The organism is Yoonia sp. 208BN28-4, assembly GCF_037543925.1.
Taxonomy (GTDB): domain Bacteria; phylum Pseudomonadota; class Alphaproteobacteria; order Rhodobacterales; family Rhodobacteraceae; genus Yoonia.
Window position 1 is genome coordinate 556,370 of the sequence record NZ_JBBIFY010000002.1, and the last position, 12,355, is coordinate 568,724.

At 59.0% G+C, this 12,355-nt stretch carries 12 protein-coding genes; 6 read left to right on the forward strand and 6 right to left on the reverse strand.

Going from position 1 to position 12,355, the window contains the following annotated elements; translation table 11 throughout:
- The first annotated feature begins 3 nt into the window (after window positions 1-3).
- The 6 genes from V8J84_RS08945 to cysE all read left to right on the forward strand — a co-directional run bounded on the left by V8J84_RS08945 (window position 4) and on the right by cysE (window position 7,032).
- Window positions 4-636, forward strand: a complete 633-nt coding sequence (locus tag V8J84_RS08945; RefSeq protein WP_339930201.1) for a DUF2460 domain-containing protein — start codon at window positions 4-6, stop codon at window positions 634-636.
- Window positions 633-1,514: a DUF2163 domain-containing protein gene (locus V8J84_RS08950; RefSeq protein WP_339930203.1), complete on the forward strand. Its 882-nt coding sequence runs from the start codon at window positions 633-635 to the stop codon at window positions 1,512-1,514. Before V8J84_RS08945 ends, V8J84_RS08950 begins: the two co-directional genes overlap by 4 nt.
- Complete coding sequence (locus tag V8J84_RS08955) at window positions 1,511-1,939, forward strand: NlpC/P60 family protein (protein ID WP_339930205.1); 429 nt, start codon at window positions 1,511-1,513, stop codon at window positions 1,937-1,939. Before V8J84_RS08950 ends, V8J84_RS08955 begins: the two co-directional genes overlap by 4 nt.
- A 3-nt stretch (window positions 1,940-1,942) precedes the next feature.
- Window positions 1,943-5,851 carry a baseplate multidomain protein megatron gene (locus tag V8J84_RS08960; protein ID WP_339930207.1) on the forward strand — a complete coding sequence of 1,303 codons (3,909 nt, stop codon included), beginning with the start codon at window positions 1,943-1,945 and terminating at the stop codon, window positions 5,849-5,851.
- A 2-nt stretch (window positions 5,852-5,853) separates the two neighbouring features.
- Window positions 5,854-6,138 carry a DUF7742 family protein gene (locus V8J84_RS08965; protein WP_339930209.1) on the forward strand — a complete coding sequence of 95 codons (285 nt, stop codon included), beginning with the start codon at window positions 5,854-5,856 and terminating at the stop codon, window positions 6,136-6,138.
- A gap of 84 nt (window positions 6,139-6,222) precedes the next feature.
- Window positions 6,223-7,032: a serine O-acetyltransferase gene (gene cysE, locus V8J84_RS08970; protein WP_339930211.1), complete on the forward strand. Its 810-nt coding sequence runs from the start codon at window positions 6,223-6,225 to the stop codon at window positions 7,030-7,032.
- 66 nt (window positions 7,033-7,098) lie between these two features.
- Here the strand turns inward: cysE and V8J84_RS08975 are convergent, their stop codons facing one another.
- The 6 genes from V8J84_RS08975 to V8J84_RS09000 all read right to left on the reverse strand — a co-directional run bounded on the left by V8J84_RS08975 (window position 7,099) and on the right by V8J84_RS09000 (window position 12,342).
- The gene (locus V8J84_RS08975; protein WP_339930213.1) at window positions 7,099-8,436 is read right to left on the reverse strand and encodes a pyruvate dehydrogenase complex dihydrolipoamide acetyltransferase; all 1,338 of its coding nucleotides are present in this window, start codon (window positions 8,434-8,436) and stop codon (window positions 7,099-7,101) included.
- Between the two features lie 13 nt (window positions 8,437-8,449).
- Window positions 8,450-8,749: a hypothetical protein gene (locus tag V8J84_RS08980; RefSeq protein WP_339930215.1), complete on the reverse strand. Its 300-nt coding sequence runs from the start codon at window positions 8,747-8,749 to the stop codon at window positions 8,450-8,452.
- Window positions 8,746-10,128, reverse strand: a complete 1,383-nt coding sequence (locus V8J84_RS08985; protein WP_339930217.1) for a pyruvate dehydrogenase complex E1 component subunit beta — start codon at window positions 10,126-10,128, stop codon at window positions 8,746-8,748. Before V8J84_RS08985 ends, V8J84_RS08980 begins: the two co-directional genes overlap by 4 nt.
- A 72-nt stretch (window positions 10,129-10,200) precedes the next feature.
- On the reverse strand, window positions 10,201-11,214 hold the full coding sequence (gene pdhA, locus V8J84_RS08990; protein ID WP_339930219.1) for a pyruvate dehydrogenase (acetyl-transferring) E1 component subunit alpha: 1,014 nt from the start codon (window positions 11,212-11,214) through the stop codon (window positions 10,201-10,203).
- Between the two features lie 163 nt (window positions 11,215-11,377).
- Complete coding sequence (locus tag V8J84_RS08995; protein WP_339930221.1) at window positions 11,378-11,677, reverse strand: FtsB family cell division protein; 300 nt, start codon at window positions 11,675-11,677, stop codon at window positions 11,378-11,380.
- Between the two features lie 89 nt (window positions 11,678-11,766).
- Complete coding sequence (locus tag V8J84_RS09000) at window positions 11,767-12,342, reverse strand: hypothetical protein (protein WP_339930223.1); 576 nt, start codon at window positions 12,340-12,342, stop codon at window positions 11,767-11,769.
- Window positions 12,343-12,355 lie beyond the last annotated feature (13 nt).

Here is a 12,355-nt window from a genome sequence, read left to right on the forward strand (position 1 = left end):
ACAATGGCGTTTCATGAAATCCGTTTTCCGGCTTCTCTGTCCTTTGGCGCAATCGGCGGGCCAGAGCGTCGCACAGAGATCGTGACCCTTGTGAACGGGTTTGAAGAGCGCAACACCCCGTGGGCGCATTCGCGCAGGCGCTATGATGCGGGCTTGGGATTGCGGTCCCTTGATGATGTGGCTGACCTCGTGGCCTTCTTTGAGGCCCGTCAGGGGCAGTTGCACGCTTTCCGTTGGAAGGATTGGGGTGACTTCAAATCCTGTAAGGCGTCTGGCAAGCCCGCTGCTCTGGATCAGCTGCTTGGCCACGGCGATGAAGAAACGAAAGTTTGGCCGCTGATCAAGGACTATGCCTCTGGCGGAAATTGCTATCAGCGGCCGATCAGCAAACCTGTTGCAGGCACCGTGCTGGTCGCCGTGGGTGGAGACACGCTGCAAGAGGGCATCGACTTTGACGTCGATTTTGCCGCCGGAGATATCCACTTTCACGCTGCCCCTGATATGGGTGCGGAAATCCGCGCCGGTTTTGAGTTTGATGTGCCCGCGCGATTTGACACGGACCGCATCCAGACGTCTGTCGCCAGCTTTCGCGCGGGTGATGTGCCCAACGTCCCTGTGATCGAGGTGCGGGTATGACTTCAACCGCACTTCATCAGCACCTAAAGACGGGTCACACCCATGTATGTCAGTGCTGGTCCATCACGCGCTCTGATGGTTTGACACTCGGGTTTACCGACCATGACCGCGATCTGGAATTTAACGGGATCACTTACGTGGCAGACAGCGGCATGAACGCCAAAGCCTTGGCCAGCACGTCCGGCATGTCGGTTAACAACACCGAGGCGCTGGGCATTCTGACTGCTGACAGTATCACCGAAACCGACATTGCGGCGGGCCGCTACGATGCAGCAGAGGTCATCGTCTGGCGTGTGCAATGGGATGATGTGTCTGCCAGACAAATCCTGTTCCGTGGCAGCATTGGCGAGATCACGCGGGCTGGCGGGTCGTTTCGGGCTGATTTGCGGGGGCTGACCGATGCGCTGAACCAGCCACAGGGGCGTAGCTACCTGAAAACCTGTTCCGCGGTACTAGGGGACACGACTTGCAAAGTATCACTTGAGGATCCGCTTTTTGTTGGGCTCGCTACGATTGATCGCATCGGCGACGGGCAAAAGCTGGACGTGGTCACACAGAATTTTCAGGACCGCTGGTTTGTCGGCGGAATGGTGGAGATCACGTCAGGTGAAGCCAAGGGTCTGACCGCTGCTATCAAGCATGATCGGCTCACTGGCGCGCGCCGGCGTGTCGAGCTGTGGCAGGCGATTACCATTGATATGCAAGTCGGTGATACCCTACGCCTCATCGCCGGTTGCGACAAACGCGCTGAAACATGCCGCGCCAAGTTTGCAAATCTGGTCAACTTTCAGGGTTTTCCCCACATTCCAGGCGACGACTGGCTGATGTCCGTGCCACGGTCCGACAAGGATAACACCGGTGGGAGCCTGACGCCGTGAGCCGCATTGTGCAAACTGCGCGAGGCTGGATCGGCACGCCATATTTGCATCAGGCCTCGGTGAAAGGGGCAGGGTGCGACTGCCTTGGCCTGATCCGTGGCATTTGGCGCGATATCCACGGCCACGAACCCGAACAGGTGCCGCATTACACGGCTGACTGGTCCGAACCGCAAGGCGATGAAGTTCTCTGGCGCGCTGCGTTGAGGCACTGTGTTGATGTGTCGTCGTCACCAATGACACCCGGAAACATTCTGCTGTTTCGCATGCGCGATACCGCTGTCGCAAAGCACCTTGGCATCGTCAGCGACATCGGACCGTCGCCAACCTTCATTCACGCCTACACCGGCCACGGGGTGACCGAGAGCCCGCTGTCGGCCCCATGGCAACGCAAGATCGTTGCCCGTTTCGCATTTCAGGAAGGATAGCCCATGGCTACAATCGTTCTTTCAGCAGCCGGATTGGCGCTGGGCACATCGCTTGGCGGGTCGGTCCTTGGTCTGTCTGCGGCCGTGATCGGGCGTGCGGCGGGTGCCACTTTGGGTCGTGTCATTGATCAACGGCTGCTTGGCGCGGGGTCCGAAGCCGTTGAAACCGGCCGCGTGGACCGCTTTCGTCTAACAGGGGCCAGCGAAGGTGCGACCGTTCAGCAGGTCTACGGGCGTATGCGCGTGGCAGGTCAGGTGATCTGGGCGACCAAATTTCTTGAAGACAGCGAAACATCTGGCGGCGGGAAGGGTGCACCTGCCAGCCCCAAAGTGACCGAATACAGCTATGCGATTAGCATCGCTGTTGCACTTTGCGAAGGTGAGATCGCACGCGTGGGACGCGTCTGGGCTGATGGGGAGGAGGTTGCGGTCACAGACCTGAATATGCGCCTGTATCGCGGCACCGTTGACCAGCAGCCGGACCCCAAGATTGCAGCTACGGAAGGCGCTGCGAATACGCCAGCCTATCGTGGCCTTGCGTATGTCGTGATGGAAGATCTGCCGCTTGCGCAGTTCGGTAATCGCGTGCCGCAATTCACGTTTGAGGTGATGCGCCCGTCTGATGCAGCAACTCCGCCAGCATTGCAGGACATGTCGCAGCAGGTGCAAGCGGTGGCCATGATCCCTGGCACGGGTGAATACAGCCTCGCGACAACACCGGTTTATTTGGAAGCGGACAACGCCGAAACTGTCGCGATCAATATGAACACACCCTCTGGCCGGACCGACTTCTCCCAGTCCACAACCGCATTGGCGGAAGAGCTGCCAAAGACAGGCTCTGCGCTTCTGGTGGTGTCATGGTTTGGTGACGATTTGCGGTGCGGGTCTTGCGACTTGCGCCCGAAGGTCGAGCAGAATGATGTGGATCCAAAAGCGATGCCATGGCAGGTCAGCGGGCTGTCACGAGCCAACGCGCAGACGATTGCACAAGCTGAGGGCCGCCCGATCTATGGCGGCACGCCCTGTGATGCCTCGGTGATTGAGGGGATTGAACGTCTGAAGTTCAAAGGCCAGCGACCTGTCTTTTATCCTTTCATTCTGATGGAACAGCAAAGCGGCAATAGTCTCACTGACCCGTGGAACGGCAGCGGGTCTCAGCCGGCCTTGCCGTGGCGGGGCCGGATTACGACATCACTGGCGCCTACGCAGGATGGGTCGCCCGACGGCACATCAACAGCAGAGCAGGAAGTTGCCGCGTTCCTTGGCAGCTGTGCGCCGTCTGATTTTGCGATCAATGGCAAATCGGTGGAGTATTCGGGCCTCGATGCATGGGGCTACAGGCGCTTTATCCTGCATTATGCGCATCTTTGTGCTGCTGCGGGCGGCGTTTCGGCGTTTTGCATCGGCTCGGAAATGCGCGGCATGACGCAAATTCGCGGCGCAGGCGGTAGCTTTCCGTTTGTGACTGCGCTGCGCCAGCTTGCAGCAGAGGTGCGGGCCATTTTGGGCACTGAGACCAAGATCAGCTATGCGGCAGACTGGTCGGAATATCATGGCTATCAACCTGCTGGCACAGCCGACAAAATCTTTCATCTCGACCCGCTCTGGTCCGATCCGAACATCGATTTCATCGGAATTGACAACTACATGCCGCTATCTGACTGGCGCGATGGCGAAGATCATGCGGATGCGGCGTTCGGGTCAATCTACAATCCGGCCTACCTAGAAGCTAACGTCACCGGAGGTGAGGGTTTCGATTGGTACTACAAATCGCCAACCGCGCGTGATGCGCAACGGCGCACGCCCATTACCGACGGGCACGGCGAACCTTGGGTCTGGCGCTATAAGGATTTGCCGAACTGGTGGTCCAATCCACATCACAATCGGATTGACGGCGCACGCGCCGCGACCCCGACAGACTGGGTGCCGGAATCCAAGCCGTTCTGGTTCACCGAACTGGGCTGTGCCGCGATTGATAAGGGGACCAATCAACCCAACAAATTCATTGATCCCAAATCATCTGAATCGCAATTACCGCATTATTCCAACGGGATGCGCGACGATCTTATACAAGCTCAGTACATTCGCGCGATGACGTCACACTACGCCAAAAGCGCCAATAATCCGCTGTCGTCGGTGTTCAACGGTCGCATGGTTGCGATGGACCGTGCGCATGTCTGGGCATGGGACGCGCGACCATTTCCGCATTTTCCGGCCGCAAGCACGCTTTGGTCTGACGGGGCAAATTACGCACGCGGGCACTGGCTGAACGGGCGTGCAAGCAGCCGGACCTTGGCCGGTGTCGTAACCGAAATCTGTGCCCGTTCAGGGATCGACGCTGTCGATACCACAGAACTTTACGGTCTTGTGCGCGGCTATGCTGTCGCCGACATCGGATCGGCCCGCGCGGCCTTGCAACCTCTGATCCTTGCCTACGGGATCGAGGTGGCAGAGCGGGACGGCAAGCTTGTCTTCAGCAACCGGACAGGGCGGTCAGACAAGATCATTTCCATTGACCATTGCGCGCAGGACCCCGCGCAGGACACAGCCATGACCGTCACGCGCGCGCCCAAGACCGAGATGACCGGTCGCGTGCAGCTGGAATATATCGACAGCGAAGCCGATTACGAGGCTGGCGTCTCAGAAGCGGTGCATCCTGATGATCGCACACTGGGCGTGTCGCGCAGCACGTTCCCGCTGGCCCTGACCCGGGCGGAGGGGGCGCGCACTGTATCGCGCTGGATCACCGAGGCGCGGGTTGCGCAGGACACAGCGACCTTTGCCCTGCCGCCTTCGCAGCTTGATGTGGGCGCTGGCGATGTCGTCACGCTTCAGACACCCCAAGTCACAGGGCGCTTTCGCATTGACCGGATTGAAGAGGCGGGGTTGCGCTTGGCCGAAGCGACGCGGGTTGACCCAGAGGTTTACCTTCCACAGCAAATTCCGGAGCAGACAGCCAGCCTAAAGCCATACGCAGCAACTGTGCCCGTTGACATGCTGTTCATGGATCTACCGCTCTTAACCGGTGACGAAATCCCGCACGCTCCGCACGTCGCGGCGATTGCCCGCCCGTGGCCGGGACTTGTTGCGCTTTATGATGCCGCGCAGGATAGCGGGTATGATTTTGCGCGTCTCATCACGCGGGCTTCGCACATCGGAACGTTAGAGACGTCTTTGGCGAAAGGGCCGGTCGGCTGCTGGGACCGGCAGGATGTGACAGTGCGTCTGCTGCGCGGTGCGCTGTCGTCGCTGTCGACCGAGGCGGTTCTGGCGGGTGGCAATACGATTGCGGTGGGTGATGGCAGCCCGGATCATTGGGAAATCATTCAGGCTGCAGAAGCGTCCCCCTTGGGGGCGGGACAGTTTACGCTCACGCGGCTTTTGCGCGGTCAGGCAGGAAGCAGCGGCGAGATGCCTGACGTCTGGCCTGCGGGATCGTGTGTCGTCGTGCTCAATGGCACACCAGCCCAGATCAGCCTGTCATCGGCTGGGCGCGGTACGCTCAGGCACTTCCGGTATGGACCTGCAAAGCGCCCCCTAGGGGACAGCAGCTACCGGCATGCAGCACATGCTTTTGCCGGAAACGGGCTGCGACCTTATCCCGTAGCACATCTGCGGGCATCATCGCAGGGTGCAGATTTGCAGATCAACTGGATCAGGCAGACGCGGATTGATGGCGACGATTGGTCCGGCGTGGACGTGCCATTGGGCGAGGATCGCGAAAGCTATCTGCTGCGCATCATGCAAGACGGGGTGATCCGGCGGGAGGCAATCCTGTCTGATGCGCAATTCACCTATGATGCCGCGCACCAAGCTGCCGAAACCGGTGCCGCGCCATTTCAGGTTGCGGTGGCACAGGTGTCCGCGCGCTACGGCCCCGGCCCGCTTGTCACGCTTGATGTGTCGCCCTAGCGATGCGCCCCTTTCATATCGCCGATATTGATGTTGCTGTCCGCTACCTGTTGTCAGTGCCGCAGGCCGACTGGTCTGCAACAGCACATCAGATCGTCAAACGGGCTGATTTGGCGGATCGCTTTCGCAAACGCTTGGCCCGCGCGCATCCCGAATGGGGGACAGGAACGCTTGCGACGGCTATTCCCGCGCGCGTGGGCAGGGCATATCCCGCCCATTGCGACGGGACGTATCTGGCAGCACTTGCGGTCCTGATCAACGCGCTGCAATCCCATCGTTTTCGGTGATCATGGCGATCACGGCTTTTTTCTTGGCACAGACCGCCTATGTGTTTTAAGACACACGCCCAAGACGACGTAAGGATGACCGCCATGGCACAGACAAACGCGACAGTGACACCCGTCGATCCGGTCTGGCATCGCATCTGCGAAGAGGCGGAGGCCGCGATCAAGGCCGAGCCGCTTATGGGCGGCCTGATCCACTCCGGCATTTTGCACCACAGCGCTTTGTCGGCTGCATTGGCCTATCGCATCTCAATGAAGCTTTCTTCGCCAGAGATGTCTGAACAGATTTTGCGCGAAATTGTGGACCAGACCTTTGAGGAAGACCCTGCAATCGTTGAGGCGTCCCGCGCTGACCTGATGGCAATTTTTGACCGTGATCCGGCGTGCCACCGGCTGATGCAACCACTGCTCTTTTTCAAAGGCTTTCAAGCGGTTCAATCCTACCGCATTGCGCACAGCCTGTTCACGGCCGGTCGCAAGGATTTGGCGTATTTCGTGCAAATGCGCGTGTCCGAGGCATTTGGCGTGGATATTCACCCTGCCGCAAGGATCGGTCGTGGCATCATGATCGACCATGCCCATTCCATCGTGATCGGTGAAACGGCGGTGGTGGGCGACAACGTGTCGATGCTGCACTCCGTAACTCTGGGCGGGACGGGCAAAGAAGACGATGACCGTCACCCCAAGATCGGCGACGGCGTCCTGATCGGTGCAGGTGCCAAAGTGTTGGGCAATATCAAGATCGGTCATTGCAGCCGTATCGCCGCCGGATCGGTGGTGCTGGAAGAGGTGCCGCCGATGAAAACTGTCGCTGGCGTGCCCGCGCGGATCGTCGGCGAAAGCGGTTGCGCGCAGCCATCTATTTCAATGGACCAGCTTTTCAAATCAATGGGATAGAAATTGATCCTAACGTAAAAAGGCCCGCCAATTTGGCGGGCCTTTTGTTTTTCTAGATGGCGCGGATCAGGCCAGCATGGTCATCGGGTTCTCAAGGTTGTCCTTGATCGCTGTCAACAGGTTGGCCCCCAGCGCGCCGTCGATCACACGGTGATCCACGGACAGTGTCACGCTCATCACGATGCCCACGGTCAGTTCGCCATCAGCGCCGACAATCGGCTTTTTCACGCCAGCGCCTACGGCCAGAATGGCCGCGTGTGGCGGGTTGATGATGGCGTCAAAGTTATCGATCCCGAACATGCCGAGGTTGGAAATCGCAAAACTGCCGCCTTGATATTCGTGCGGTGCCAGCTTGCGGTCGCGAGCGCGGGTGGCAAGGTCTTTCATCTCTGCCGACAAGGCCGACAGTGACTTCATCTCGGCGTCTTTCAGCACGGGTGTGAACAGACCGCCTTCGATAGCGACGGCCACGGCCACGTCGGATTTTTCGAACTTCAGCGTGCGATCACCGGCCCAGACGGCGTTTGCCTCTGGCACCTGTTGCAGCGCCAATGCGCAGGCCTTGATGATAAAGTCGTTGACCGACAGCTTCACTTCGCGCGCTTCCAGTTGCTTGTTGAGCTGGCTGCGGAACTTCATCAGCGCATCGAGCTGGATGTCCCGGCGCAGGTAGAAGTGCGGCACGGATTGCTTGGCCTCTGTCAGGCGCGCGGCGATGGTCTTGCGCATACCGTCCAGCTTGACCTCTTCAAACGGACGACCCTCGTAGGTCTTGATGACGGTCTCTGTCGACGGACCAGCGGCCATTGCGGCACCGGCAGGCGCGTCGGTCTTGGCGGCGGGCTTGCTATCGGACGCAGCCGCAGGTTTCGCACCGGGCTTGGCGTTCTCCACATCTGCCTTCACGATCCGACCGCGCGGGCCGGAGCCCGAGATATCGGCCAGATCAAGGCCCTTGTCCGCAGCGATGCGCCGCGCGAGGGGGGAGGCAAAGATGCGCTCGCCGTCCTTGGACCCTGCCGCAGGGGCCGGTGTCGCGTCAGTTGCGCCCTTGCCATAACCTTTGGCGGGCGCTGTGTCGTCTGATGCTTCCGCTGGGGCTGCGTTGCTGCTCGCCTCGCCCTTTGGCGCAGAAACTTCACCAATGTCATCTGCGCTTTCGCCGTCTTCCAACAGGACCGCGATGGGCGTGTTCACTTTCACACCTTCAGAGCCTTCGTCGATCAGGATCTTGCCGATGACGCCTTCGTCCACGGCCTCGAACTCCATCGTGGCTTTGTCGGTCTCGATCTCGGCCATGATGTCACCGGATGATACCGTATCACCTTCTTTGACGTGCCACTTTGCCAGTGTGCCTTCTTCCATAGTGGGCGACAGGGCGGGCATGAGGATTTCGATAGGCATGGGGCAGGCTCCGTTAGTTGGCGGATAGCGTTGGTTCAAGAATTTCCGAGACGAAGGTTTCGACGATTACCTCGCGCACGGCGGTAAAGTCGGCGCGGGTATCGGCGGCCAGATGAGCCTCGGTCAGTTGGATCGCAAGATCGGCCATGATGACACCCGTATCGGTGGGGTCGGTCAGACAGGCGGGATCAATCGTCAGCGTGATCGGTTTGTCTGCCATATCGACCACCTGTAAAGGCGCGCGATCACAGGCCAAGGCAGCAGCGGGCAGTGCCGCAGCCGTCAGGGCCAGTGTGACAAACGTCTGGATCATTTATAGGTGACCTTTTTGACGGCTTCGACAACTTCTTCTGTCGTTACAAGCGCGTGCTTTTCAAGGTTGGCGGCGTATGGCATCGGCACGTCTTTGCCTGTGCAGGTGATGACGGGCGCGTCGAGGTAATCAAACGCCTCTTGCATGATGACGCCACTGATGTAGCCGCCGACACTGCCTTGCGGCCAGCCTTCTTCGACGGTCACGCAGCGGTTGGTCTTGCGTACGGACTCAAGGATCGTTTCGGTGTCCATCGGACGCAGGGACCGCAGGTTAATCACCTCAGCGTTGATGCCTTCCTCGGCCAGCTTTTCAGCGGCGGCCAGTGCGTAGGTCATGCCGATGCCAAAGGAAACGATGGTCACATCATCGCCGGACCGTTCGATCTTGGCCTTGCCGAAGGGGATGGTGAAGTCTTCCAAATCAGGCACGTCGAACGACTTGCCGTACATGATCTCGTTCTCAAGGAAGATGACCGGGTTGTTGTCGCGGATCGCGGTTTTCATCAGACCTTTGGCGTCTGCGGCGGAGTAGGGCATCACGACCTTCAGGCCGGGCACCTGCATATACCAAGCGGCATAACATTGGGAGTGCTGGGCACCTACGCGGGCGGCGGCACCGTTAGCCCCACGGAACACCATCGGTGCACCCATCTGACCGCCAGACATATAAAGTGTCTTGGCCGCGGAATTGATAATTTGGTCAATGGCTTGCATGGCGAAGTTGAAAGTCATGAATTCAACAATCGGGCGTGTGCCACCAAAGGCCGCACCAACGGCGATACCGGTAAAGCCGTGTTCGGTGATCGGCGTGTCGATGACGCGCTTGTCGCCAAACTCGTCCAGCATGCCTTGCGAGATTTTGTAGGCACCTTGGTATTCGCCCACTTCCTCGCCCATCAAAAAGACATCTTCGTCGCGACGCATTTCTTCGGACATGGCATCGCGCAGCGCCTCGCGGACGGTCTGCTGCTTCATCGGTGTGCCTTCGGGCCAATCGGGCGAAGTGTCCTTGGGCTGAGCGGGCTCGGGGTGTGACATACCAGCGGCGGGCGCTGTTTCGGACGATTGCTCCTTGTCGGCAGGGGCAGGCTGCTGCGACTGGCTGTCGTCAATCTGTGCGTCGTCCATGCTTTCGCCGTCTTCGAGCAGTACCGCGATGGCCACGTTCACTTTGACGTTTTCAGTGCCTTCTTCGATCAGAATTTTGCCGATGATGCCTTCATCAACGGCTTCAAATTCCATCGTCGCTTTGTCGGTTTCGATCTCGGCCATGATGTCGCCGGATTTTACTTCGTCACCTTCTTTCACCAGCCATTTGGCCAGCGTGCCTTCTTCCATCGTGGGCGAGAGGGCGGGCATGAGGATTTCGGTTGCCATGTGTCTTATCCCTATTCAGTCGTGCGCGGGCATCTGGGCCCCGGCGCTTAATTGCATTGGCCAATCAGTCGCTTACGCAGCGGTGGGGTCTTCTTCGGCGTAGATATCTGTCCAAAGCTCGTCCAGCTCGGGCTCGGGGCTTTCTTTGGAGAACTCCGCAGCCTCGTTCACGATTCCTTTGATTTCCTTGTCGATCGCTTTCAGATCATCCTCAGAGGCGTGCTTGCCTGTCAGAAGCATGTCGCGGACCTGTTCAATGGGGTCACGCTCGTCTTTCATCTTCTGAACTTCCTCGCGGGTGCGGTATTTCGCAGGGTCCGACATGGAGTGGCCGCGATAGCGGTAGGTCTTGATCTCAAGGATGTAGGGGCCTTTGCCAGCGCGGCAGTGACCAACAGCGCGTTCGCCTGCCTCTTTCACGGCTAGCACGTCCATGCCGTCCACTTCCTCGCCGGGGATGCCGTAGGCTGCGCCGCGTTCCCAGTAGGATGGCGACTTGGTGGAGCGTTTGGTCGATGTACCCATCGCATACTGGTTGTTCTCGATCACGAACACGACCGGCAGGTCCCAAAGCTCGGCCATATTATAGGCCTCGTAGACCTGACCTTGGTTGGCAGCACCGTCACCGAAGTAGGTGAATGTCACGCGGCCATTGCCTTTGTATTTGTCGGCAAAGGCCAGACCGGCACCAATCGGCACCTGCGCTGCAACGATGCCGTGGCCACCGTAGAAATGCTTCTCCTTGGAGAACATGTGCATGGAGCCGCCTTTGCCTTTGGAAAAGCCGCCCTCGCGGCCTGTCAGCTCGGCCATGATGCCTTTTGGGTCCATGCCACAGGCCAGCATGTGGCCGTGGTCGCGGTAGGATGTGACGCGCTTGTCGCCTTCCTCTGCTGCGGCCTCAAGGCCCACAACAACCGCTTCTTGTCCGATGTAAAGGTGGCAAAAGCCGCCGATCAGTCCCATCCCGTAAAGTTGACCCGCTTTTTCCTCAAACCGTCGGATCAAGAGCATCTCGCGGTAGTGATCCAGCAGTTGTTCTGCGGAAACGTTGGGTTTTTTGGATGAAGCCTTTTTGGCGGCCATGTGATTTCCTCCGTCGGGGGACCAGACTGAAAAGTAGTTTAGCGTTAAACCATTTCCCTAAACCATGTATCAGGGAATTACGAGAGTCAAAGTGACGTTATGTCAACCGAACGACGCATAGGAGGGTTCCACTCCGTGCAAGGCTATCGCAAAGAAACTGGCTTTAACGGATGACAATCTCGTCGGCGCGGATAAGACCCAGCACGTCGCGGGCCTGTTCATCGAGCAGATCAAGATCAAGATATGTGTCCGACAGGCGCCGTGTGAGGTTTTCCATGCGGGCCACTTCGGCGTGCAGTTGCGCCAGTTCGATCTCAAGCGCGCGCGCCTCGGCCTTCACTTCACCACGCTTGAACACGCCATAGTCACCTTGCACCGCAGCAAAGGTGAAATAGACCCCAAGAAACAGGAGCCCCAAAAACGTGAAGAGCGGGCCCATTGCTGGGCGAGTGCGTCGGATCATGTCTGCCTCATCTGTCACCTCTGACGGGTGACTGACAGCAGAATCGCACATCTGATTCGCTTTGTGAATCCCTTAAATGCGCAAAATCCCTAGTTTTGCACGCCTACGGACGTATCAAATTCCCCCGACAACGGGACGCAGGCTTGTGTGTCTGCTTCGGTATCGCCCGTGCGACAGATCGTGCCGATGAGCGTGCCCGTGGCGCGCGCAAAGTTTGTGTTCGCCACGGGCACAAGGCTTGTCACAAAGACCTGCAAATCATCCTGCGCGGCGGCCAGCGTTGCGCCGTCTTCCCCGATGGCTGCAAGGGTGGCGCTTGATGATACACCCGGTCCAATCGTGGGGAAGGTCGCTCGCACGCGAATGCTGTTTGTGCCGGACAGGTCGGTGTCATTCGGGTCCAGCGCCCAAAGCGACAATGTCGGCGTGCCTGATTGCACCTCAAACCATGCGCTTGGATCGACGGCACCAACCGAAAAATCCACGAACGTGCGCGGTATCGTGTCGGTGCCTGCGGTGATGGTCAACGTGCCCAGCTTTGGGATGGTGTCGAATGTCACCGGCTCATTGATCAGCGCGCGGGCCAGCGTGACTTCGGGGGCAGGCGGCTCGGACGCGCAGGCCGCAAGCCAACTTAGGATAACAAGTCCCGAAATTTCACGCATACGCGCCACCGCT

Coding starts and splice junctions, on each gene's coding strand:
- V8J84_RS08945 (WP_339930201.1), top strand. CDS start 4: ATGGCGTTTCATGAAATCCGTTTTCCGGCTTCTCTGTCCTTTGGCGCA.
- V8J84_RS08950 (WP_339930203.1), top strand. CDS start 633: ATGACTTCAACCGCACTTCATCAGCACCTAAAGACGGGTCACACCCAT.
- V8J84_RS08960 (WP_339930207.1), top strand. CDS start 1,943: ATGGCTACAATCGTTCTTTCAGCAGCCGGATTGGCGCTGGGCACATCG.
- V8J84_RS08965 (WP_339930209.1), top strand. CDS start 5,854: ATGCGCCCCTTTCATATCGCCGATATTGATGTTGCTGTCCGCTACCTG.
- cysE (WP_339930211.1), top strand. CDS start 6,223: ATGGCACAGACAAACGCGACAGTGACACCCGTCGATCCGGTCTGGCAT.
- V8J84_RS08975 (WP_339930213.1), bottom strand. CDS start 8,436: ATGCCTATCGAAATCCTCATGCCCGCCCTGTCGCCCACTATGGAAGAA.
- V8J84_RS08980 (WP_339930215.1), bottom strand. CDS start 8,749: ATGATCCAGACGTTTGTCACACTGGCCCTGACGGCTGCGGCACTGCCC.
- V8J84_RS08985 (WP_339930217.1), bottom strand. CDS start 10,128: ATGGCAACCGAAATCCTCATGCCCGCCCTCTCGCCCACGATGGAAGAA.
- pdhA (WP_339930219.1), bottom strand. CDS start 11,214: ATGGCCGCCAAAAAGGCTTCATCCAAAAAACCCAACGTTTCCGCAGAA.
- V8J84_RS08995 (WP_339930221.1), bottom strand. CDS start 11,677: ATGATCCGACGCACTCGCCCAGCAATGGGCCCGCTCTTCACGTTTTTG.
- V8J84_RS09000 (WP_339930223.1), bottom strand. CDS start 12,342: ATGCGTGAAATTTCGGGACTTGTTATCCTAAGTTGGCTTGCGGCCTGC.